Annotated in this window: 18 protein-coding genes; 9 read left to right on the top strand and 9 right to left on the bottom strand. The window is 74.4% G+C overall.

Features of this window, described 5'->3' with window-relative positions; translation table 11 throughout:
* Positions 1-15: 15 nt before the first annotated feature.
* A complete protein-coding gene (uxaC, locus tag ACLQ14_RS11750; RefSeq protein ID WP_425813151.1) occupies positions 16-1,560 on the bottom strand; it encodes a glucuronate isomerase in 1,545 nt (514 codons plus the stop codon).
* 143 nt (positions 1,561-1,703) lie between these two features.
* On the opposite strand from uxaC, the gene ACLQ14_RS11755 reads away from it, so the two are divergent.
* The 4 genes from ACLQ14_RS11755 (at position 1,704) to ACLQ14_RS11770 (ending at position 6,604) form a co-directional block, all read left to right on the top strand.
* Positions 1,704-2,705 (top strand): LacI family DNA-binding transcriptional regulator, encoded by a 1,002-nt coding sequence (locus ACLQ14_RS11755; RefSeq protein WP_425813153.1) that lies wholly within the window; start codon positions 1,704-1,706, stop codon positions 2,703-2,705.
* Entirely contained in the window at positions 2,702-4,261 is a 1,560-nt protein-coding gene (locus tag ACLQ14_RS11760; protein WP_425813155.1) for a mannitol dehydrogenase family protein, read from the top strand. The genes ACLQ14_RS11755 and ACLQ14_RS11760 overlap by 4 nt, the downstream gene beginning before the upstream one ends.
* Before the next feature lie 114 nt (positions 4,262-4,375).
* Complete coding sequence (locus ACLQ14_RS11765) at positions 4,376-5,407, top strand: beta-ketoacyl-ACP synthase III (RefSeq protein ID WP_425813157.1); 1,032 nt, start codon at positions 4,376-4,378, stop codon at positions 5,405-5,407.
* A gap of 126 nt (positions 5,408-5,533) precedes the next feature.
* A complete protein-coding gene (locus tag ACLQ14_RS11770; protein WP_425813963.1) occupies positions 5,534-6,604 on the top strand; it encodes an aldo/keto reductase in 1,071 nt (356 codons plus the stop codon).
* Between the two features lie 55 nt (positions 6,605-6,659).
* On the opposite strand, the gene ACLQ14_RS11775 is transcribed toward ACLQ14_RS11770, so the two are convergent.
* From ACLQ14_RS11775 to ACLQ14_RS11785, 3 genes are all read right to left on the bottom strand, one after another.
* Positions 6,660-7,130, bottom strand: a complete 471-nt coding sequence (locus tag ACLQ14_RS11775; protein WP_425813159.1) for a tRNA (cytidine(34)-2'-O)-methyltransferase — start codon at positions 7,128-7,130, stop codon at positions 6,660-6,662.
* A 143-nt stretch (positions 7,131-7,273) separates the two neighbouring features.
* A complete protein-coding gene (locus ACLQ14_RS11780; protein ID WP_425813161.1) occupies positions 7,274-8,338 on the bottom strand; it encodes a zinc-binding alcohol dehydrogenase family protein in 1,065 nt (354 codons plus the stop codon).
* Between the two features lie 64 nt (positions 8,339-8,402).
* Positions 8,403-10,403: a phosphoenolpyruvate carboxykinase (GTP) gene (locus tag ACLQ14_RS11785; RefSeq protein ID WP_425813163.1), complete on the bottom strand. Its 2,001-nt coding sequence runs from the start codon at positions 10,401-10,403 to the stop codon at positions 8,403-8,405.
* 121 nt (positions 10,404-10,524) lie between these two features.
* Here ACLQ14_RS11785 and ACLQ14_RS11790 point away from each other — a divergent pair, with 121 nt between their 5' ends.
* Complete coding sequence (locus ACLQ14_RS11790) at positions 10,525-11,988, top strand: helix-turn-helix domain-containing protein (protein WP_425813165.1); 1,464 nt, start codon at positions 10,525-10,527, stop codon at positions 11,986-11,988.
* Positions 11,989-12,030: 42 nt separating this feature from the next.
* Here the strand turns inward: ACLQ14_RS11790 and ACLQ14_RS11795 are convergent, their stop codons facing one another.
* Positions 12,031-12,819, bottom strand: a complete 789-nt coding sequence (locus tag ACLQ14_RS11795; protein WP_425813167.1) for an ABC transporter ATP-binding protein — start codon at positions 12,817-12,819, stop codon at positions 12,031-12,033.
* Positions 12,820-13,068: 249 nt separating this feature from the next.
* Between ACLQ14_RS11795 and ACLQ14_RS11800 the strand changes: the two genes are divergently transcribed.
* Both ACLQ14_RS11800 and ACLQ14_RS11805 read left to right on the top strand, forming a co-directional pair.
* The gene (locus ACLQ14_RS11800; protein WP_425813169.1) at positions 13,069-14,433 is read left to right on the top strand and encodes an 8-oxoguanine deaminase; all 1,365 of its coding nucleotides are present in this window, start codon (positions 13,069-13,071) and stop codon (positions 14,431-14,433) included.
* A 40-nt stretch (positions 14,434-14,473) separates the two neighbouring features.
* The gene (locus tag ACLQ14_RS11805; RefSeq protein WP_425813171.1) at positions 14,474-15,868 is read left to right on the top strand and encodes a uracil-xanthine permease family protein; all 1,395 of its coding nucleotides are present in this window, start codon (positions 14,474-14,476) and stop codon (positions 15,866-15,868) included.
* A gap of 89 nt (positions 15,869-15,957) precedes the next feature.
* Here the strand turns inward: ACLQ14_RS11805 and glpK are convergent, their stop codons facing one another.
* From glpK to ACLQ14_RS11820, 3 genes are all read right to left on the bottom strand, one after another.
* Positions 15,958-17,478 (bottom strand): glycerol kinase GlpK, encoded by a 1,521-nt coding sequence (gene glpK / locus ACLQ14_RS11810; RefSeq protein ID WP_425813173.1) that lies wholly within the window; start codon positions 17,476-17,478, stop codon positions 15,958-15,960.
* Between the two features lie 100 nt (positions 17,479-17,578).
* The gene (locus ACLQ14_RS11815; RefSeq protein WP_425813175.1) at positions 17,579-18,304 is read right to left on the bottom strand and encodes an MIP/aquaporin family protein; all 726 of its coding nucleotides are present in this window, start codon (positions 18,302-18,304) and stop codon (positions 17,579-17,581) included.
* A gap of 78 nt (positions 18,305-18,382) precedes the next feature.
* Entirely contained in the window at positions 18,383-20,161 is a 1,779-nt protein-coding gene (locus ACLQ14_RS11820; protein ID WP_425813177.1) for an FAD-dependent oxidoreductase, read from the bottom strand.
* A gap of 101 nt (positions 20,162-20,262) precedes the next feature.
* On the opposite strand from ACLQ14_RS11820, the gene ACLQ14_RS11825 reads away from it, so the two are divergent.
* Positions 20,263-21,249, top strand: coding sequence for a sugar-binding transcriptional regulator (locus tag ACLQ14_RS11825; RefSeq protein WP_425813179.1), 987 nt, complete (start codon positions 20,263-20,265; stop codon positions 21,247-21,249).
* Positions 21,250-21,318: 69 nt separating this feature from the next.
* A complete protein-coding gene (locus ACLQ14_RS11830; RefSeq protein ID WP_425813181.1) occupies positions 21,319-21,882 on the top strand; it encodes an amino-acid N-acetyltransferase in 564 nt (187 codons plus the stop codon).
* A 52-nt stretch (positions 21,883-21,934) separates the two neighbouring features.
* On the opposite strand, the gene ACLQ14_RS11835 is transcribed toward ACLQ14_RS11830, so the two are convergent.
* Positions 21,935-22,837 carry an A/G-specific adenine glycosylase gene (locus ACLQ14_RS11835; RefSeq protein ID WP_425813183.1) on the bottom strand — a complete coding sequence of 301 codons (903 nt, stop codon included), beginning with the start codon at positions 22,835-22,837 and terminating at the stop codon, positions 21,935-21,937.
* Positions 22,838-22,886 lie beyond the last annotated feature (49 nt).

Below are 22,886 nucleotides of genomic sequence, written 5' to 3' on the forward strand. Positions count from 1 at the left end.
GCTCCAGGTGCGGGGTCAGCGGGGGGTCGGGGCGGTGGGGCGGGGGTAGGACTCGTGGGGGAGACGGTAGGCGAGGTCGACGGCGGTCTCGACCGCCTCGTCGAGCTCGAGCCGGTGCTCCGCGACCAGCCGCGCGAGGTAGCCGGCGTCGGTGCGCCGGGCGAGGTCGTGGCGGGCGGGGATCGAGCAGAACGCGCGCGTGTCGTCGACGAACCCGCTCGTGTTCGCGAAGCCCGCCGTCTCGGTGACGGCCTCGCGGAAGCGCCGCATCGCGTCGGGCGCGTCGAGGAACCACCACGGCGCGCCGACGCGCAACGCCGGGTAGACGCCGGCGAGGGGCGCGAGCTCGCGCGAGAACACGGTCTCGTCGACCGTGAACGCGATCATCCGGAACCGCGGGTGGTGCCCGAACGCCTCGAGGACCGGCCGCAGCCCGTGGACGTAGTCGGTGGGCACGGGGATGTCGTAGCCGCGGTCGGTGCCGAACGACGCCCGGACCCGGCGGTCGTGGTCGCGCAGGACGCCCGGGTGGACCTGCATGACCAGCCCGTCCTCGCTCGACATCCGCGCCATCTCGAACAGCATGTGGGCGGCGAACGCGTCGGCCTGTGCGGCCGTGACCTCGCCGCGCAGGGCCGAGGCGAAGAGCCGGGAGGCGTCGGCCGCCTCGAGCGGCGTGGTGCCGGCGCTCAGCATGCCGTGGTCGGTGGCCCGGGCGCCGGCCGCCACGAAGGCGGCCCGGCGGCGCCGTAGGACGTCGAGGTACGAGGCGTAGTCCGTCGCCTCGAGCCGGGCCGCCTGCGCGGTGGCCTCGAGCTCGGCCCGCCACCGCGGGTGGTCGAGCCGCACGACGACGTCGGGCCGGAAGGTCGGCACCACGCGCTCGCCCCAGCCCTCCGCACGCAGCGCCGCGTGGTCGGCGAGCGGCGAGGACGGCAGGTCGGTCGTGGCGAGCAGCTCGATGCCGAACCGTTCGAACAGGGCGCGCGGCCGCATCTCGGGGCTCGCGAGCCGGTCGACCAGGTGGTCGAACAGGAGGTCGGCCGTCTCGGCGGACGGGCGCACGGGGGCGTCGAACACCTCGACGAGCGCGTGCTCGAGCCAGTAGCGCGTGGCGGTGCCGCGCAGCAGCGGCCAGCCGGTGCAGAACCGCCGCCAGACCTCGCGCGGCGCGGGGACGTCGTCGGACCCGTGGAGGCGGGGGACGCCGACGTCGCCGACGTCGCGGACGCCCGGCACGCCCCGCGGCGACGTGGCCTGCGAGACCAGGAGGCGGGTCAGGTAGTGGTCGGGCGTGACGAACAGGTCGGCGGGGTCGCCGAACGGCCGGTCGGACGCCAGGATCCCGGCGTCCACGTGGCCGTGCATCGACACGATCGGCAGGCCGCGCGTCGCGCCGTAGATCTCGCGGGCGACGGCGCGGACGCCGGGCTCGGCGGGCAGTGCGCGGTCGTCGTGGAGCGTCCAGCGGGGCGGCTCGGTCGCCTCCGGCCCTGCCGGGGCGGCGTGGGGCGCCGTCGGGGGCGCGGCCTGCGCGGATGTGGTCGGTGGTGTCGCCACGGTCCCTCCTCGTCGAGCACACGGTCGTGCGAACGTTTGCAGGTTAGCGCACGCCGGTAGCCGTGGGAAGCGAGCCGGTACGTCTACAATCGTTCGCACAGCGGTCGGTCAGCCGATCGTCATCCCGAGCCGAGGAGTCGCCCGTGGTCACCGTGCGTGACGTCGCCAGCGCGTCCGGCGTGTCCATCTCGACCGTCTCGCGCGCGCTCGCCGAGCCGTCGCGCGTGGCGCCGGCCACCCGCGACCGCGTGGTCGCCGCCGCCCGGAAGCTCGGCTACGAGCCGAACCGCGCCGCCTCCGGGCTGCGCAGCGGGCGCACCGCGACGCTCGGCGTCGTCGTGCCCGACCTCGAGAACCCCTACTTCGCCTCCGTCGCCAAGGGGGTGCAGGCGCGCGCCCGCGATCACGGCTACGGCGTCTTCGTGGTCGACGTCGAGGAGGACGCGTCCCACGAGGCCGACGAGGTCCGCGCCCTGCTCCGGCAGACCGACGGCGTGATCGTGGCGTCGCCGCGCGGCACAGACGACGAGCTCGTGGCCCTGGTCGCGCCCGCCCCGCGCGGGCGGGCCGTCCTCGTGAACCGGCGCATCGAGGGCGTGCCGTCCGTGACCGCCGACGACGTCGCGGGGGCCGTCCGCGCGCTCGGGCACCTGCGCGCGCTCGGCCACCGCAGGGTCGCCTACGTCGGCGGGCCCGAGACGTCGTGGTCCGACCGGATGCGCCGCGAGGGGCTGCGCCGCGCCGCGGCGGGGGGCGACGGCGCCGAGCCCGTCGAGGTCGTCGACCTCGGCGCGTTCCGCCCTCACGTGCAGGGCGGGTACTCGGCCGCGGACCTCGCGACCGGGGCGGGCGCGACCGCCGTCGTCGCGTACAACGACCTCGTCGCGCTCGGCGTGGAGCAGCGCCTGCGCGAGCGCGGCATCTCCGTGCCGGGCGAGGTCAGCGTCGTCGGGTTCGACGACACGTTCGTCGCGACCCTCGCGTCGCCGCCGCTGACCAGCGTCGGCACCGACCTGCGGGCCGTCGGCGCCTCCGCGGTCGACGTGCTCGTCGAACGGCTGCGGGATCCCGACGGCCCTGTCGGCCACGTCGTCCGGCCCACCGAGCTGGTCGTCCGCGCGTCCACGGGGACGGCGGTCGCATGACCCGCCTCGACGCTCGGACCGTCCTCCCCTCGTCGGTGCGCGGGCCCGCGCCGCGCCCCCGCCAGGTCGGGATCGTGCACCTCGGCATCGGCGCGTTCCACCGCGCGCACCAGGCCGTCCTGACCGAGGACGCCGCGGCCGCGAGCGGCGATGACCGGTGGGGGATCCTCGGCGTCACGCAGCGCTCGGACCGGGTCCTGCGGCAGCTCCGGCCGCAGGAGGGGCTCTACGGCGTCCTGACGCTCGGGGCGCAGGAGCGCTCGCTGCGCGTCGTCGGCTCGGTGCTCGACGCGGTGTTTCCCGGCGATCCCGGACCCGGGGGAGACGTCGCCCGGGTGCTCGACGCGATCGCCGCGCCGACGACCCACGTCGTGACCCTCACCGTGACCGAGAAGGGGTACGTCCGCCGGCCGGGCGGCGGCCTCGACGTCGACGCCGTGCGCCCCGACCTCGACGCCGCCGCCGGGGCGCTGGTGGCGGGGTCTCGGGCGGGCGCCACGACCGGCGGCGAGGCCGAGCCCCCGTCCGCGAGCGCCGTCGGGCTGCTCGTGCGCGGGCTCGTCGCCCGGCACCGCGCGGGTGGCGCGCCGCTCACCGTGCTGCCCTGCGACAACGTCGCGGCCAACGGGCGCGTCCTCGCGGGGCTGGTCCGCGAGGCCGTCGGCGCCCTGGCGGGGCCCGGCGCCGGCGCGGCCGTGCGGTCCGCGGTCGCGGGCCTCGCGCGCTGGCTCGACGACGCCGTCACCTTCCCCAGCTCCGTCGTCGACCGCATCGTCCCCGCCACGACCGACGTGCACCGCGCCGTCGAGCGCGAGCTGCTGGGTGCGGACGACGAGGCGCTCGTCGTCGGGGAGCCTTACGCCCAGTGGGTGATCGAGGACGACTTCGCCGGGCCCCGGCCCCCGTGGGAGGCGGCGGGCGTGCAGCTCGTCCGTGACGTCACGCCCTTCGAGGACGCCAAGCTCCTCCTGCTCAACGCGACCCACTCGCTGCTCGCCTACGCGGGCGCCCTCGCGGGCCACGAGACCATGGCCGACGCCGTCCGCGACCCGCACCTCGCCGGTCACGCCCGTGCCCTCCAGGCCGAGGCGCGGGCGGCGCTCGCGGCCGGAGGTCGGTCCGACGGCGCCGGCCCGGACCTCGCCGGGTACGCCGAGGAGGTGCTCGCGCGGTTTGCGAACCCGGCGACCGGGCATCTGACGCGGCAGGTCGCCGCCGACGGCACCCAGAAGATCCCGCTGCGCTGGGGGCCGACCCTCGCGGGGCTCCCGGGCCCCGGCGCGTCCCCCCTGCCCGACGACGGCGTCCTCTTCGGGCTCGCCGCCTGGACCGCGTTCGTGGCTCGCGCCGCCCGGAGCGGCGCACCCCTCGACGACCCGCGCGCCGACGAGCTCCGCGCGGTCGTGGCCGGATCGGTGACCGGCGACCAGGCGGTCGCCTCGCTGCTGGCCCTCCCGGGCCTCCTGCCCGCCGGCCTCGGCACGGACGCGCGGATCGTCGCGGGCGTGGCCCGTGCCCGCAGGACGGTCGACGCCCTGGCGCGCGACCGAGCCTGACGGGCGCGCCAGCCCGACCGGGACCGGCCGAGCACGGCCGTTCTGTACACGCTCCGACGCGAGCCCCGTACGCCGGCGTTTGGGCTTGAGCCCGCTGTCCGGGATGATCGGACGATGCAGTCGCTGCGCACCGTCACCGGCACCGCGGGCACGCGCCTCCTGGGGCTCGGCCACCACCAGCCGGAGAAGACCCTCACCAACGACGACATCGCGGAGCTCGTCGAGACGAACGACGAGTGGATCCGGTCGCGCACCGGGATCATCACGCGTCATGTCGCCGCCGACGACGTCGCCGTCGCCGACATGGCCGCCGACGCCGCCCGGAAGGCGCTCGACGACGCCCAGGTCCCGGCCGAGGACGTCGACCTGGTCATCGTCGCCACGACGACGGCGCGGGACATGAGCCCGAACACCGCCGGGCGCGTCGCCTACGCGCTCCGCACGGGCGAGGTCCCGGTGCGCGGCGGCAGCGGCGAGGCGCCTCCGGCGTCCCTGCGTGGCGTCGTCGGGCCGGGGATCATCGACATCAACACCGCGTGCTCGGGATTCGCGTACGGCCTGGGCCTCGCCGACCAGGCGATCCGCGCGGGCTCCGCCCGCACCGCCGTCGTCATCGGCTCGGAGAAGCTCACCGCCGTCACCGACTGGACGGACCGCAGCACCTGCATCCTGACCGCCGACGGCGCGGGGGCCGTCGTCGTGCAGGGTACGGACACCCCGGGCGTCGGCCCGGTGGTGTGGGGCTCGGAGCCGGAGCTCGCCGAGTCGGTGCGCATCGAGGCGCCCGTCGACCGGTTCTCCCAGGACGGCCGCGCGGTCTTCCGGTGGGCGATCACCCAGGCCGCCGACCGCGCTCGCGGCATCGTCGAGCGCGCGGGCGTGAAGCTCGACGACATCGAGGTGCTCGTGGCCCACCAGGCGAACCTGCGCATCATCGAGCCGCTCGCCAAGAGCCTCGGTCTCGAGGACAAGATCGTCGTCACGGACATCACCGAGTCGGGTAATACGTCCGCCGCGAGCATCCCGCTCGGGCTGTCCAAGTGGTGGCACGCGGGCAAGATCCCCAGCGGCGTGCCGGCCCTGCTGTTCGGGTTCGGCGGCGGGTTCACGTGGGCCGGCCAGGTCGTGCTGACGCCGGAACGCTGACGGACACCTCGCGAGGTGGGCCTCCGGGAGCGGTGCCTCGCGAGGGGGCGGGCCCACCCCGGGTCGAATCGTTTCGGTCCTGTCGGCGGACGGTGGCAGGATGACCGCATGCCTGAGAGCTCGCCGATGCGCCCCGAGTACCCCGCCGACCGCTACCTCGCCGAGGAGGGCCGCTACGACGGCCGCATGCCGTACCGCCGCAGCGGACGCAGCGGCCTCGTCCTGCCCGCCGTCTCGCTCGGCCTGTGGCACAACTTCGGGAGCGTGGACAGCTTCGAGACGCAGCGCGCCGTCCTGCACCGCGCGTTCGACCTGGGCGTGACGCACTTCGACCTCGCCAACAACTACGGCCCCGTGGCCGGGTCGGCCGAGGAGAACTTCGGGCGGCACCTCGCCCAGGGCCTCGGCCGGTACCGCGACGAGCTGGTCATCTCGACCAAGGCCGGCTACGGGATGGGCGTCGGCCCGTACCAGGACGGCGGATCGCGCAAGTACCTGCTGTCCTCGCTCGACCGGTCGCTCCAGCGCATGGGGCTCGACCACGTGGACGTCTTCTACCACCACCGTCCGGACCCGGAGACGCCGCTCGAGGAGACGATGACCGCGCTCCACGACGTCGTGAAGGCGGGCAAGGCGCTCTACGTCGGCGTGTCGAACTACTCGGCGTCGCGCACGCGCGAGGCCGCGGGCATCCTCGCCGAGCTGGGCACGCCGCTCACCATCCACCAGCCCAGCTACTCGATGTTCAACCGGCACGTCGAGAACGTCGTCGACGACGGCTACGACGGCCGGCAGCGCGAGCCGCTCGTCGACGCCGTGGGCGACCTGGGCGTCGGGACCATCGTGTTCTCCCCGCTGGCGCAGGGCCTCCTGACGGACCGGTACCTGTCCGGCTCGGCGCCTGCCGGTTCCCGCGCCGCGTCGACGACGTCGCCGTTCCTGTCCGAGAAGAACCTCTCGGAGACGTACCTCGAGCGGGCGCGCGCGCTCAACGAGATCGCCGCCGGACGCGGGCAGACGCTCGCGCAGCTCGCGCTGTCGTGGGTGCTCCGCGACGAGCGCATCACCTCCGCGCTGGTCGGCGCAAGCAGCGTCGCACAGCTCGAGGGGAACGTCGCCGCCGTCGCGGGGCCCGCGCTCACCGACGACGAGCTCGCCGCGATCGAGCCGCTCGCCGTCGACGGCACCGGTCGCTGACCGCACCCGGTCCGCGGGCCCGGACGCCCGCGGACCGGGCAGGCCGCGCTACGGCTCACTGCCCGTCGGCGAACCCGACCTGCCGCCAGGCCTCGTAGATGGCGATCGACGCGCTCGACGTCAGGTTGAGCGAGCGGCGCCCGGCGATCATGGGGATCTTCACCCGGTCCGTGACGCGCGGGTGGTGGACCACCTCGTCGGGCAGGCCCGTCGGCTCGGGGCCGAACAGCAGCACGTCGCCCGGCGCGTAGGTGACGTCGGTGTAGCGGGTGGTGGCGTCGACCTCGAACGCGTAGACCCGCGCGTCCGGTCGGGCGGCGAGGAGCGCCTCGAAGTCGGTGTGCACGACGACGCTCGCCAGGTCGTGGTAGTCCAGCCCGGCCCGGCGCAGCTTGGGCTCGGACAGGTCGAACCCGAGCGGCTCGACGAGGTGGAGCGTCGTGCCGGTGACGGCGGACAGGCGGATAGCGTTGCCGGTGTTGCCGGCGATGCGGGGCTCGAAGAACGCGAGGTCGGGAAGGGTCACGGCTCCATTCTCGGTCGTCGCACCGGCGACCTGTCAGAACCTGGCGGCGGTATACCCGGACGAGGTTCTGACCGAGGCGCCGGCCGGGCCGCGTGTCAGAACGTGGCGGCGGTAGACGCCCGTCAGGTTCTGGGGGGTGCCCGTCACGGGACGAGGACCGCCGCGCCCGCGAACGCGCCGGCCTTGAGGTCGGCGAGCGCCTCGTCTGCGCGGTCGAGCGGGTAGGGGTGCGCGTCGACGTCCAGCGGGTGATCGGCCGCGAACCCGAGCAGCTCGCGGCCGTCGTCGCGGGTGTTCGACGTGACGGACCGCAGCTCCTTCTCGTAGAACAGCTCGGTCTCGTAGACGAGCTCGGGCACGTCGGACAGGTGGATCCCGGCCACGGCGAGGACGCCGCCGCGGTCGAGCGCGCGCATCGCGACGGGCACGAGGTCCCCGACGGGCGCGAACAGGATCGCGGCGTCGAGCGGCTCGGGCGGATCGTCGTACGCGCCCCGCGCCGACGACGCCCCGAGCCGGCGCGCGAGCTCCTGCGCCTTCGTGCCGCGGGTCAGGACGTGCAGCGTCGCGCCCTGCGCGAGGGCGACCTGCGCGGTGAGGTGTGCGGACCCGCCGAACCCGTACAGGCCGAGCCGGCCGCCGTCCGGCAGCGAGGCGCGACGCAGCGCGCGGTAGCCGATGATCCCCGCGCACAGCAGCGGCGCGAGGTCGACGTCGTCGTAGGCCTCGGGCAGCCGGTATGCGAACGCGGCCGGCACGGTCGTGTACTCGGCGTACCCGCCGTCGGCGTCCCAGCCGGCGTACCGGGAGCGGGGGCAGAGGTTCTCGGCGCCGCGCCGGCAGTACGCGCACTCCCCGCAGGTGTGCCGCAGCCATGCCACGCCGACCCGGTCGCCGACGGCGAGCGTCCCGTCGGCCGCGGGCCGCCGCGCGTCCGGCCGCTCCGGCGTCGGGCCGACCGCCACGACCTCCCCGACCACCTCGTGCCCCGGGACGACGCGCGGCCGGCGCACGGGCAGGTCGCCCTCGGTGACGTGCAGGTCCGTCCGGCAGACACCGCACGCCAGGACCCGGACGAGCAGCTCGCCGGGCCCGGGCTCCGGCACCGGCAGCTCGACGAGCCGGAGGGGACGCGTCTCGAGCGGCCCGGGCCGCGCGACCACCCACGCCCGCATGGTGCCGGGGAGGGACGTGGTCGGCACGCTCATGCCTCCAGTGTGCTCGCGCGCCCCGTCCCCGGCCGCCCGGCGGAACGGGCCGGAGCCCCCGACCTCACCCGAGCCGCTCGTCCGCCAACCGCGCGCGCAGGTGCTCGAGCTGGTCACGGAGCGCGCCGGGCACGCGGTCGCCGAAGGTGTCGAAGAACTCCTCGGTCAGGTCGCACTCCGCCTGCCATCGCGCTGCATCGACGGCGAAGAGCTCGTCGAGGGCACCGTCGGGGAGGTCGAGCCCGTCGGTGTCGAGCGCGCCGGTCTCGGGGACGAGCCCGACGGCGGTCGGCCGCGCGCTCGGGTACCGGACGCCGTCGGGCCGGCCCGCGCGCCGCTGCTCGATCTGCCGCACCATCCACGCGAGGACGCGCGCGTTCTCGCGGAACCCGGGCCACAGGAACGAGCCGTCGGCGCCGCGGCGGAACCAGTTGACCTGGAACACCTGCGGCCGGGCCTCGGGGGTCAGGGCGTCGCCGACGCGCAGCCAGTGCCCCCAGTGGTCGGCCATGTTGTACCCGGCGAAGGGCAGCATCGCAAACGGGTCGCGACGCAGCTCGCCGACCGCGCCCTCGGCGGCGGCGGTGCGCTCGGACGACACGGTCGCGCCGAGGAACACGCCGTGCGACCACGAGTACGCCTGAGCGACGAGCGGCACGTTCGACGCGCGGCGCCCGCCGAACACGATCGCGTCGACGGGCACGCCGTCGGGGCTCTCCCAGTCGTCCGCGATGGTCGGGCACCGGTCCGCGGCCACGGTGAAGCGGGAGTTCGGGTGCGCGGCGGGTCGGCCGGCGGCACCGTCGGCCGGCGTCCAGTCGTCCCCCTGCCAGTCGACGAGGTGCTCGGGCGCCTCGTCGGTCAGGCCCTCCCACCACACGTCGCCGTCGTCCGTCAGGGCCACGTTGGTGAAGATCACGTCGCGGCGCAGGGTCTCGACCGCCACAGGGTTGGTCGTCTCGCCCGTGCCGGGCGCGACCCCGAAGAACCCCGCCTCGGGGTTGACGGCGCGCAGGCGCCCGTCGGCGTCGGGCCGCATCCAGACGATGTCGTCGCCGAGCGTCTCGACCTTCCAGCCCGGGAGCGTCGGCTGCAGCATCGCCAGGTTCGTCTTGCCGCACGCCGAGGGGAACGCCGCGGCCACGTGGTACGGGCGTCCCTCGGGCGTCGTGACCCGGATCAGGAGCATGTGCTCGGCCAGCCAGCCCTCGTCCCGGGCCATGGCGGACGCGATCCGCAGCGCGAAGCACTTCTTGCCCAGCAGCGCGTTGCCGCCGTAGCCGGACCCGTAGGACCAGATCTCGCGCGACGTCGGGAACTGGACGATGTACTTGAGGTCGTTGCAGGGCCACGGGACGTCGTCGCTGCGGGTGCCGTCGGCGGCGACGAGCGGCGCCCCGACCGAGTGCACGCACGGCACGAAGCCCTCGCCCGCGGCGACGCGCCGCAGCACCTCGGGGCTCACGCGCGTCATGGTGAGCATGGAGAGCGCGGCGTACGGGGAGTCGGTGACCTGCACGCCGAGCTTCGACAGGGCGCCGCCGACCGGGCCCATCGAGAACGGCACGACGTACATCGTGCGGCCGCGCATCGACCCGTCGAAGGCCCCGCGCAGCTCCGCCCGCATGACGGTCGGCTCGCGCCAGTTGTTGGTGGGGCCCGCGTCGGCCTCGTCCTCGGAGCAGATGAACGTGCGCGACTCGACGCGCGCGACGTCGCTCGGCGCCGAGCGGGCCAGGTAGGAGCCGGGGCGCAGCTCGGGGTTCAGCGGGATCAGCGTGCCGGCCTCGACCATCGTCTCGGTGAGGACGCGGCGCCACGCGTCGGACCCGTCGACCCACACGACGTCGTCCGGCCGGGTGAGCTCGGCGACGGCCTCGACCCACTCGGCGGCGGTGCGCCCCCGGGCACCCGGGAGCGGGTCGGGGCCCGCTGGGCCGCGGTGGGCGGTCCGGGGGCGTTCCGCGCCTGACGGCGCGGCGTCCGCGCCGAGACGGGTGCGCCCCGGGCTGGCGGTGCTGGGGGCCGCGATGGTGCGGGAGCGGGGGTCGGCGGTCAGGGTCACGATCGTCACCTCGGAGGTCGGGCGGTCGGGGCGGGCTCTTCCTCCACCCTGCCGCCCGCAGGCGGCGACTTCCGGCGCGGAGGCGCGTAAAGATCGGCCGATCTTCACGTATCGTGAAGCGATGGCCACCGAACCGCTGACGATCGGCCGCCGGGTCCGGCACTTCCGGACGCAGGCCGGGCTGACGCTCGACGCGCTGAGCGCGCAGACCGGCGCCGCGCCCAGCCAGCTGTCGCAGGTCGAGAACGGGCGGCGCGAGCCGCGGCTCTCGCTGCTCCAGCGCATCGCGGACGCGCTGGGCGTGCCGCTCACCGACCTGCTCACCGACGACGCCCCGACCGCCCGCGACGCCCTCGAGATCGCGCTCGAGCGTGCGCAGCGCCGCCCGCTCTACGCGGCGCTCGGGCTGCCCGCCGTCAAGGTCTCGCAGAAGCTCCCGATGCCGGTCCTCGAGTCGCTCGTCGGCCTGCACGGGGAGCTGGCGCGCCGCGAGTCGGAGTCGATCGCGACCCCCGAGCAGGCGCGTCGCGCCAACACGGCGGTCCGCCTGGCGATGCAGGCGCGAGACAACCACGTCGCAGAGATCGAGGACGTCGCCGAGGAGATGGTCCGCCGCGCCGGCTACGAGGGCGGCGCGCTCACCCACCGCATGGTCACCGTCATGGCGCAGCAGCTCGGGTTCGAGCTCGTCCACGTCGGCGACCTCCCGCCCACCACCCGGACCGTCACCGACCTGGAGAGCCGGCGGATCTACCTGCCGTCGTCGTCGATCCCCGGCGGGCACGGCCTGCGCTCGCTGGCGCTGCAGGCCATCGCGCACCGCGTGCTGGGGCACGAGCGTCCGGCGTCGTACGAGGCGTTCCTGAACCAGCGGAACGAGATCAACTACTTCGCGGCCGCGTGCCTGGTGCCCCGCTTCGTGGCGGGGCCGTGGCTCGAGGCGCGCAAGCACGACCGCGACGTTGCGATCGAGGACTTCCGCGACGCGTTCGGCGTGACGCACGAGGCGGCGGCGCGGCGGTTCACGAACCTCGCGACCGTCGTCCTCGGGATCCGCTGCCACTTCCTGCGCGTCCAGGAGGACGGGTCGCTCTATCGCGGGTACGAGAACGACGGCTTCCTGCTGCGCGCCGACGTCACCGGTGCGATCGAGGGGCAGCCCGTGTGCCGGTGGTTCGGCGCCCGGACCGCGCTCACGAGCCACGACCGGAGCACCGAGTGGTACCAGTACACCGACACGCCCGCGGGCACGTACTGGTGCTCCACGCAGGCGGGCGCCACCGCGTCGGGCGACTTCACCGTCACCATCGGCGTCCCGTTCGCGCAGTCCAAGTGGTTCCGCGGCCGCGACACCACGACGCGGCGGACCTCGACCTGTCCCGACGACGCGTGCTGCCGCCGCCCGGCCGCCACGGCCACCGCTCGCTGGGGCGAGGCCTCGTGGCCCAGCGCCCGGATGCGCCAGCACGTGTTCGGGCCCCTCCCGACCGGGGCGTTCCCCGGCGTGGACCAGACCGACGTCTACGACTTCCTGACGAGGCACGCACCGGACGACGCCGGGCACGGGCCGGCCGCGGCCCGCTGAGGGAGCGGCCGCGCCGTCCCGCGCGGGCGAGCCCGCGATCGATCAGCCGCGGATGCGCTGCGCGACCTGGGGCGCGGCGGCGGCCAGCCCGCGCACGGCCGGGTGGGCGTCGTCGGCCGGGTGGAGGACGTCCGCCAGGGGCCCCGAGGCGACGAACGTGCCGTCCGCGAGCACGTGCACCGACGCGCAGAGCCGTCGGACGAGCTCGACGTCGTGGGACACCAGCAGGACGGCGGTGCGGTGCTCGGCGGCCTCCTCGGCGATCCGGTCCGCGATCCGGCCGCGCATCGCCGGGTCGACCGCGGTCAGCGGCTCGTCGAGGAGCAGGACGTCCGGCCGGGTGGCCAGCGCCAGGGCGAGGGCGAGGCGCTGCTTCTCGCCGCCGGACAGGGAGCCCACGGTGCGCGCCGCGAACCTCGGCTCGAGCGCGACGAGATCGAGAAGGTCCGCGACCGTGCGGCCGCTCGTGCGGCCCGCCTTGCGGGCGTCGGTGAGGGCCGAGGTGAGGGCCCGCTCGACGGACCACCGCGGGTCGGTGTCGAGGCCGCCCTGCGCGACCACCTGCACGGCAGCGCGGAACCGCTTGGTCTCCCTCCGGCCGAGCCGGGACACCGCGCGCCCCTCGAACGTCACGTGCCCGCCGCGCGGCCGGACCCGGCCCCGCAGCGCGCGGACCAGGGTCGACTTCCCGGCCCCGGACTCGCCGAGGACGCCCACCGGCGCCGTCCCCGGCGTCAGCGCCAGCTCGATGCCGCGCAGGACGGCGGGGCCACCGTAGTCGGCCACCAGGCCGGTCGCGTGCAGCAGCGGGGCGGGGGTCGTCGTGCTCATCGGCGTGACGTTACCGCGCACGGCTGGGCTTACCATCCGGCCCGGGTGCCGTTACGCCCGCGAAACGTCCGCGGCACCCGGCGGTGACACCCGCCGCCTAGCGTCGTCCGCGACACACCACCCATCGGTCGACGACCGAGGGCCCGTCCGCACCCGCGGTGACGATCTGGCGTTCGCGCCAGGACAGGGCTCGGGGCTGCAGCGTGCTGCGGCCCCGCCCGTCATCGTCGCCACGGACACGGAGGGCCCATGCACCCCGAACCGCACGCCGAGCTGCTGATCCGCAACGCCGGACACCTGGTCGTCGACACCTCGTACGAGATCCCCGGCGGCTGGGTCGCCGTCCGCGACGGCGCCGTCGTCGCGGTCGGGGCGCCCGGCGACGAGCCCACCGCCGACCGGGTCCTGGACGCCGGCGGACGACTCGTCACCCCCGGCCTGGTCAACACGCACCATCACATCTACCAGAACCTGACGCGCTCGTTCGCCCCGGCGATCCAGGGCTCGCTCTTCGACTGGCTCACCACGCTCTACCCGGTCTGGTCGGCCCTCGACGAGGAGGCGTCGTACGTCTCGTCGTACGTCGGCATGGCCGAGCTCCTCCTGGGCGGCTGCACGACGTCGTCGGACCACCTCTACGTCCACCCGCGCCCCGGGCTGGTGGACGCGCAGATCAAGGCGGCGACCGACATCGGGTTCCGCTTCCACGCGACCCGCGGCTCGATGACGCGGAGCGTCGACGACGGCGGCCTGCCGCCGCGCGAGGTCGTCCAGGACCAGGACACCGTGCTCGCGGACAGCGAGCGGCTCGTCGGGGCGTACCACCAGCGTGGTCCGCACGCGATGGTCCAGGTCGCGCTCGCGCCGTGCTCGCCGTTCTCGGTGACCCGCGAGCTCATGGTCGCGACGGCCGAGCTCGCCGAGCGGCTCGACGTCCGGCTCCACACCCACCTCGCCGAGGACCACGACGAGGACACGTACTGCCTCGAGACCTACGGCTGCCGGCCGGTCGAGTACTTCGAGAGCGTCGGGTGGATGAGCGACCGGAGCTGGGTGGCGCACTGCATCTTCCCGGACGAGGCGGAGACGGCGCGCCTCGCGGCCGCCGGCGTCGGCGTCGCGCACTGCCCGAGCTCCAACATGCTCATCGGCAACGGCACCGCCCGGGTGCGCGCCATGCGCGACCTGGGGCTCCCGGTCGGGCTGGGCTGCGACGGCTCGGCCTCGACCGACCACGCGTCCCTGTGGCTCGAGGCGCGGACCGCGCTCCTGCTCGCCCGTTTCACCGGTGGGCCGGGCGCGCTCACGAGCCGCGACGTGCTCGACGTCGCGACGCGCGGCTCCGCCCGCTGCCTCGGGCGCGACGACATCGGCCACCTGCGGCCTGGCGCGTCCGCCGACCTCGTCGTGTGGGACACGTCGGAGGTGGCGCTCGCCGGCGCGCTGACGGACCCCGTGGAGGCCTGGCTGCGCTGCGGCCCGTCGCGGGCGTGGAGCACCGTCGTCGCCGGCCGGACGCTCGTGGAGGAGGGCGTGCCGCTGCTGCCGGGCCTGCCCGACGCGCTCCGCGACCACCGGCGGATCGCCGGCCGGCTCCAGGCCGTCGCCGTCTGACCGCCGCCCGTTCCGCACCCCTCTGACCTGGAGGTACGTCATGACTCTCGTTCCCACCCCCGTCGCTCCCGAGGACGAGGCGCCGACCATCGGCATCGACGACAAGCCGGCGCTCGGGCGACGCCTCGCGCTGGGCGGCCAGCAGCTCCTCGTGTCGAACGTGTGGCTCGACCCGCTGTTCATCGGCGCCGTCGGCGGCCTGACGGTCGGCCTCTCGACGGGCCTCGTCGCCGTCACCTTCCTGTCCGCGGGTCTCGCGACGCTCGTCCAGACCACGCGGCTCGTCCGGCTCCCCGTGGTGGAGGGGCCGTCGTCGGCGTTCGACACGGTGGCGATCGCCGCGGCACGCAGCGGCCAGCTCGCGGCGGCGACCACGGGACTGCTCATCGGGGCGGCGATCACGCTGCTGGCCTCGGCGACCGGCGCCATGCGGGTCATCCGCCGCGTGTTCACCCCGGCCGTCACCGGCACCGTCATCCTCCTCGTCGGGCTGCTGCTCGCCCAGTTCACGTTCCTCGAGGTCGCGGGCGGCGACTCGTCGGCGCCGGACTTCGGCAGCGCCGAGGTCCTGGTGCTCGCGGCCCTGACCGCGGGGACGACGATCGGGCTGTCCGTCCGGCGACGCGGCTCGCGCCTGCGGAGCTACGCGTTCCTGTGCGGGCTGCTCGTGGGGGACGTCGGCGCGCTGCTCGTGGGACGGCTCGACTTCTCCGGGGTCGCGGACGCCCCGTGGTTCAGGCTCCCGAGCCTGCTGCCGTACGGCCCGCTCCGGTTCGACCTCGGCCTCACGGTGACCATGTCGATCATCTTCTTCGCGGCCGTCGCGGAGGCCGTGGGCACCTACCAGGCGACCGCCGCGTACACGCGCGAGGAGCTGTCGTCGCGCCGCATCGATGCCGGGGTGGCGGGAGAGGCCGGGGGGACGATGGTCTCGGCCCTGCTCGGCGGATTCGGAACGACCGCCTACGCCCAGAACTTCGGGCTCATGCGGATGACCGGCGTCGCGAGCCGGCACGTCGTGCGGGTGGCGGCGGTCCTCATGATCGTCCTGGCGTTCCTGCCCAAGGTCGCCGCCGTCCTGGTGGCGACGCCCGCGCCCGTGGTCGGAGGGCTCTTCCTCCCGGCGGCGGCGAGCGTGGTGTTCACCGGGATCTCGACGGTGGCGACCGTCCGCGGGGACGAGCGCCAGGTGCTCGTCGCGTGCGTCGCGGTCATGGCGGGCCTCGGCGTCCCCGGCCTCGGCGCGGCCTTTACGGACGGCTGGCCGCGCGCCCTGGCCGACCTCGCCGCGCAGGGGATCGTCGTCGGGACGGTGGTGGCCGTCGTCCTGCAGCTGGCGCTGTCCCTGGCGACGCCGCGGCGTCGTCGCGTCGCGGAGCCCGAGCCCGAGCCCGAGCCCGAGCCCGAGCCGGAGCCCGCGCCCGCGCGCGTCTGACGCTGCGCCGTCGTCGGCCCCGAACATGTCAGAACCTGGTGAGGGTCGGCCCTCACCAGGTTCTGACAGCTCGCGGTGTCAGACGCGGCTCACTGCTCCACGTCCCCGTCGACCCAGTCGAGGGTCTTGGTGACGGCCTTCTTCCAGTTGCGGTAGAGGCGCTCGCGCTCGCCCTGGTCCATGGACGGCGTCCAGCGCTTGTCCTCGGCCCAGTTGTCGATCACGTCCTGCTCGCCGTTCCAGAACCCGACGGCGATGCCCGCGGCGTACGCGGCGCCGAGGGCGGTCGTCTCGGCGACCTTCGGGCGCACGACCGGGACGCCGAGCTGGTCGGCCTGGAACTGCATGAGCAGCTCGTTGGCGGTCATGCCGCCGTCGACCTTGAGCTCGGTGAGGTCGACGCCCGAGTCGGCGTTCATGGCGTCGAGGACCTCGCGGGTCTGGAACGCCGTCGCCTCGAGCGCCGCGCGGGCGATGTGGTTGCGGTTGACGTACCGCGTCAGCCCGACGAGCGCGCCGCGGGCGTCGGGGCGCCAGTACGGCGCGAAGAGCCCGGAGAACGCCGGTACGAAGTAGGCGCCGCCGTTGTCGTCGACCTTGTGGGCGAGCCACTCGATGTCCGGGGCGTCCGTGAACATCCCGAGGTTGTCGCGGAGCCACTGGACCAGCGAGCCCGTGACCGCGATCGACCCCTCGAGCGCGTAGATCGGAGCGTTGTCGCCGATCTTGTAGCAGACGGTGGTCAGCAGGCCGTTCTTGGACGGGATCTTTTCCGTGCCCGTGTTGAGGAGCATGAAGTTGCCGGTCCCGTAGGTGTTCTTCGCGGAGCCCACCTCGAAGCACGCCTGCCCGAAGGTCGCGGCCTGCTGGTCGCCCAGGATCCCGGCGATCGGCACGCCGTCGAGCATGCCGTGCGCCCGGCCCTTGCCGTACACCTCGGACGACGACCGGATCTCGGGGAGCATCGACATCGGGATGCCCATGTCGCGGGCGATGTCCTCGTCCCAGGACAGCGTGTCGAGGTCCATCAGCATCGTGCGGGACGCGTTGGTCACGTCCGTGACGTGCACGCCGCCGTCGACCCCGCCCGTGAGGTTCCACAGGGTCCAGGTGTCCGTGTTGCCGAACACGAGGTCGCCACGGTCGGCGGCCGCGCGGGCGCCCTCGACGTTGTCGAGGATCCACTTGACCTTGGGGCCGGAGAAGTAGGTCGCGAGCGGCAGGCCGACGCGTGCCTTGTACTTGTCCGCGCCCTCGGAGCCGCCGAGCTCGTCGACGATCTTCTGGGTGCGGGTGTCCTGCCAGACGATCGCGTTGTAGACGGGCTTGCCGGTGGTCTTGTCCCAGACGACGGCGGTCTCGCGCTGGTTGGTGATACCGACCGCAGCGAGGTCCTCCTTGGTGATGTTGGCCCGGGTGAGGGCCACGCCGACGACCTCGCGGACGTTGTTCCAGATCTGCTCGGGGTTGTGCTCGACCCAGCCGGCACGCGGGAAGATCTGGTCGTGCTCGAGCTGCCCGACGGCGACGATCGAGCCCGAGTGGTCGAAGACGATCGCGCGGGAGCTCGTGGTCCCCTGGTCGATGGCAAGGACGTAGTCAGCAGCCATGGTGTCTCTCAGTCCTTCGTGTTCTCGATGTGGTGCCCCGTCGACGCAGGACGCCGCCTTCTCGCGGGTCCTGCGTCGACGGAGCGGCGGTGCGACGGCGTCAGATCGTCGCCTGGCTCAGCCAGCCGGCGAGGAGCCCGCCGACCAGCGGGCCGAAGACCGGCACCCAGGAGTAGGCCCAGTCGCTCGAGCCCTTCCCCTTGATGGGAAGCACCGCGTGCGCGATGCGGGGAGCCAGGTCACGTGCAGGGTTGATGGCGTAGCCGGTCGGACCACCGAGGGACGCGCCGATCGCGACCACGATGAGCGCGACCCCGAGCGGGCCGAGCCCGGACTTGGTCTGCCCGGACACGACCACGAAGTACACGAGGACGAAGGTCGCGATGACCTCGGTGAGGAAGTTCCACGCGTACGACCGCAGCTCGGGGCCGGTCGAGAAGACGCCGAGCTTGACCGCGGGGTCCGCGTCCTGGTCGAAGTGCTTCTTGTAGGCGAGGAAGGCCAGCACGGCACCGATGAAGGCCCCGACGAGCTCACCCGCGAAGTAGACGAGCATGTGCGGGAACGTCACCGCGAAACCGGGGACGAACTCCTTCGCACCGCTTGCCCAGACCCCCACGGTGACCGCGGGGTTGAGGTGGGCGCCGGACTTCCACGCGGCGAAGACACCGGCGAAGACGGCTAAGCCCCACCCGAAGCTGATCATCAGCCAGCCACCCGCGAAGCCCTTGGTCTTCGGCAGGATGACGTTCGCGACGACGCCCGCACCGAGGAGGAGCAGGGTGGCCGTGCCGATGGTCTCGGACCAAAAGATGTCCCAGCCCATGTCGTTGACTCCGTTTCTGTTCTGACATCACTGTCGAGGTCCACCGTCGCAGCGTCGCGGCGGCGGGGTGCGCCTGGGTCAGGCGCCTTCCGTCCCCCTCCCGTCGCCGGTGTCGCCCAGCGGGCGGAGCGGCTCGAGCTCGGACGCCTCGAGCCGCACGCGCTCGGCAGAGGAGTCGTCGGGCTGCTGCTCGGCGTTCTCCTCGGCGTCCGCGCGCTGGCGGTAGGCGTCGATCTCGCGGGTCTTGGTGGCGTCGTCCCAGCCGAGGAGCGGAGCCATGATGTCCGCGATCTCCGGGCACGCCGCGAGGCCGCGGTCGCGGACCTCGTAGTTGAGCCGGGTGCGGTGCAGCAGGACGTCCTCGAGGTGGGTCGCGCCCTCGTGGGTGACGGCGTAGGCGATCTCCGCTCGCAGGTACGCCGGCGCGTGCTCCAGGGGCTTCGCGAGCGACGGGTCGTCGACGCAGGCGTCGACCAGGTCGCGCAGCATCGACCCGTACCGGTGGAGCAGGTGGTCGATGGTCGCGGGCGACCAGCCGTAGCGGGTCGCGAAGGTGCGGGCCTGGCGGCGCACGGCCTCCAGCCCCTCGGCCCCGAGGAGCTGGATCTTGTCGGTGATCGACGGCAGGCCCGACGCGCGGTCCCGGCCGATCGCGAAGTCCACGGCGTCCTCGGCCATCACCCGGTAGGTGGTGAGCTTGCCGCCGGCGATCACGATCAGGCCCGGGACGGGCGACGCGACCGTGTGCTCGCGGGACACCTTGGCGGAGCTCGTGCCCTCCTTGGTGCCGGGCTGCAGCAGCGGCCGCAGGCCCGCGTAGGTGCCGACGATGTCCTCGCGCGTGAGCGGGTGGGCGAGCACCGCGTTGGCGTGCTCGAGCACGTAGTCGATGTCGGCCGCCGTCGCGACGGGGTGCTGCGGGTCGAGGTCCCACGGCGTGTCGGTGGTGCCGATGATCCAGTACCGGGACCACGGGATCACGAACAGGACCGACTTCTCGGTCTGCAGGATCAGGCCGACCTTGCCCTGGATGCGCTCGCGGGGCACGACGATGTGCACGCCCTTCGACGCCAGCACCCGCAGGCCGCCCTCGCCGCCGGACAGGGCCTCGGTCTTCTCGGTCCAGACGCCGGTCGCGTTGATGACGTGGCGGGCGCGGACGTCGAATTCCTCGCCCGTCTCGAGATCGACGAGCCGGGCGCCGGTGACCGCGCCGGTCGAGTTCTTGAGCAGGTCGACGACCTGGGTCCGGGCCGCCGCGTGCGCCCCGTACGACGTCGCCGTGCGGACGAGCGTCACGACGAGCCGCGCGTCGTCGACGGACGCGTCGAAGTAGCGGATCGCGCCGACGGCGGCGTCGTGCGCCAGGTCGGGGAAGGCCCGCGTCATGCCCGCCTTGGACAGGTGGCGGTGGTAGGGCAGGGCCCGCTTGCCGGGCGCGACGCTCGCGAGGGCGTCGTAGAGCGCGACGCCCGAGCCGACGTACGCCCGCTCCCACACGTGGTGGGTGAGCGGGTAGAGGAACGCGACCGGGCGCACGAGGTGCGGGGCGACGAAGCTGATGAGGCGGTCGCGCTCGGTCAGGGCCTCGTGGACCAGGTGGAAGTCGAGCATCTGGAGGTAACGGAGTCCGCCGTGGACGAGCTTGCTCGACCGGCTCGACGTCCCGGAGGCCCAGTCCTGCGCCTCGACGACGGCGGTGTGCAGACCGCGGGTGGCGGCGTCGAGCGCGATGCCGGCACCGGTCACGCCGCCGCCGATGACGAGCACGTCCAGCTCGTTGTGCGCCGTGCTGCTGGCCTTGAGGACCTCGAGAGCGCGGCGACGCGATCCGGCGGACAGTCGGCTCGATGCCATGGTGTGTGCCTCCATCGGCTGGTGGGTGACGACGGTCCCTCCAGGGGAACACGAGCCGAACGAACGCGCAACGTGACTGCACGAACGTGCAGAATGGGGTCATGGATCCCTACGGCCGTGACGCAGACATCGTCCGCGCGGCGTCGATGTACTACCTCCAGGACATGAAGATGGAGGCCATCGCCAAGCACCTCGGCACGTCCCGCTCGACCGTCTCGCGCCTGGTCAAGCGGGCCCGCGAGACCGGGCTCGTCGAGATCACGCTGCGCACCCCCGAGCACCGCGTGCCCGGCCTCGCCCAGCAGATCGCCCGCGCGTACGGCATCGAGGTCTACGTCGTGCCGGTGCCGGACACGTCGAGCGAGGTCGAGCGCCTCGACCAGGTCGCGCTCACGACGGCGCGCCTGCTGGGCTCGTGGTTCGACTCGGACATGGTCCTCGGCATCGCGTGGGGGACGACGCTCGCGGCGATCGCGCGGCAGCTCACCGCCAAGCCGACCCGGGGCAGCGTCGTCGTGCAGCTCAACGGGGCCGCGAACACGCGCACGTCCGGGATCGAGTACGCGGGCGAGCTCGTCCAGCGCTTCGCGGGCGCGTTCGACGCGACCTTCTACGACTTCCCGGTGCCCGCGTTCTTCGACTACGCGGAGACCAAGGACGCGATGTGGCGCGAGCGGTCGATCCGGCGCGTGCTCGAGACCCAGATCCGCTGCGACATCGCGCTGTTCTCGGTGGGGGCGCTGTCCGGCGGGCTCCCGAGCCACGTGTACTCGGCCGGGTACCTCGACCCCGAGGACCTGTCGACGCTCGAGGCGGAGGACGTCGTGGGCGACGTGTGCACGGTCTTCCTGCGCGAGGACGGGACGTACTCCGACATCCCGCTCAACGACCGGGCGACCGGTCCGACGCCGGCCCAGCTCCAGCGGGTGCCGCGGCGCGTCTGCGCGGTGGCGGGCGACAACAAGGTCGCGCCGCTCCGGGCCGCGCTGCACGCCGGGGTGGTGACGCACCTCGTGATCGACGAGCTGACCGCCCACTCGTTCGCCGACGGCGACGGCGCGGTGTCCGGCGTGCGCCGGGGGCGCTGAGCCGGTCGAAAGTATGCGGGGTTGTGCATGACTATGGCGACTGCATGTCGGTCGGCGTAGATTGGCGACGTGCCCGACGCCACCACCGACGCCGTCCCCGACGAGCAGACCACCCCCGCGGCGCCTGTCCGCATCCGGCCCGCCCTCCCGTCGGACGTCCGGGCGATCCGTGCGCTCGTCGAGCCCTACGCCGATGCGCGGATCCTGCTCGCGAAGGAGCTCGTGGGCTACTTCGAGTCGGTCCAGGAGTTCCTCGTCGCCGACGCCGCGCCCGAGGGTGCGCCGGCGCACGTCGTGGGGTGCGGGGCGCTGCACGTCATGTGGGACGACCTGGCCGAGATCCGGACGCTCGCCGTCGGGTCGGAGCGGAAGGGGACCGGCGTCGGGCACGAGCTCGTCGTGGCCCTGCTCGAGCGCGCCCGCCTGCTCGGCCTGCACCGCGTCTTCTGCCTGACCTTCGAGGTCGCCTTCTTCGAGCGGCACGGGTTCCGCGCGATCGAGGGCACGCCCGTGACGCCCGACGTGTACACCGAGCTCCTGCGCTCCCACGACGACGGCGTCGCCGAGTTCCTCGACCTGGCGCGGGTCAAGCCCAACACCCTCGGCAACACGCGGATGCTCATCGAGCTCTGACCGATGCCCGCGGAGGGAGACGGGCCGCCCGGCTACCTCGGCGGAGGGCGGGTCAGGCCGGGAGGGCGAACAGGTCCGGCTCGCCCGGCGGGGTCTCGGCCAGGCCGTCCTCGACGAGGCTCGCGAGGCACCGACCCACCTGCGCCGCGTCGTCCGCGACGAGGAGCAGGCGCTCCCGCTCGACCGGCCCCGCGGCGTCGCGCAGGACGGCCATGAGCCGCCCGCGCACCTGCCGGTCCGTGCCGTGCCAGGGCTGGGTGCGGCGTCGCGCGGCGTGCGCGTCGGCCGGGTGCCCCGCGGCGCGCCATGCGCACCGGTCGCGCACGGGGCACGCCACGCAGTCGGGGGCGCGCGCGGTGCACACGAGCGCGCCGAGCTCCATCGACGCCGCGGCCCACCGGGCGGCCTCCGCGTCCGACGACGGCGCGAGGCCCGCCGCGAGCGCGCGCTCGGCCGCGGTCGGGGTCGGGCGGGGTAGGGCCTCGCCCGCCACGGCGCGGGCCAGCACGCGGCGCACGTTCGTGTCCACGACGACGGCGCGGCGCCCGAACGCGAACGCCCGCACCGCGGCGGCCGTGTACTCGCCCACGCCGGGCAGCGCGCGCAGCGCGGTCTCGTCGTCGGGCACCTCGCCGCCGTGGTCCCGGACCAGGGCCCGGGCGCACTCCTGGAGGCGCAGCGCGCGGCGCGGGTAGCCGAGCCGGCCCCAGGCCCGCAGGACGTCGGCGGTGGGCGCGGCGGCGAGGTCGGCGGGCGTCGGCCAGCGCTCGAGCCAGGCGCGCCAGACCGGCTCGACCCGCGCCACGGGAGTCTGCTGGAGCATCGTCTCGCTCACGAGCACGCCCCACGGCGTCCGGTCGGGCCGGCGCCAGGGCAGGTCGCGCGCGGCCTCGTCGAACCAGGCGACCACGGCGTCGCGCAGCGCGTCGGCGGGGGAGTCGGCGGTCGTCGTCACGGTGCCATTCTCCGCCCCGCCCGGAGCCGTGGCCCCGGGGCCGCGGGCT

Source organism: Luteimicrobium sp. DT211, from assembly GCF_049844995.1.
Lineage (GTDB): Bacteria > Actinomycetota > Actinomycetes > Actinomycetales > Cellulomonadaceae > Luteimicrobium.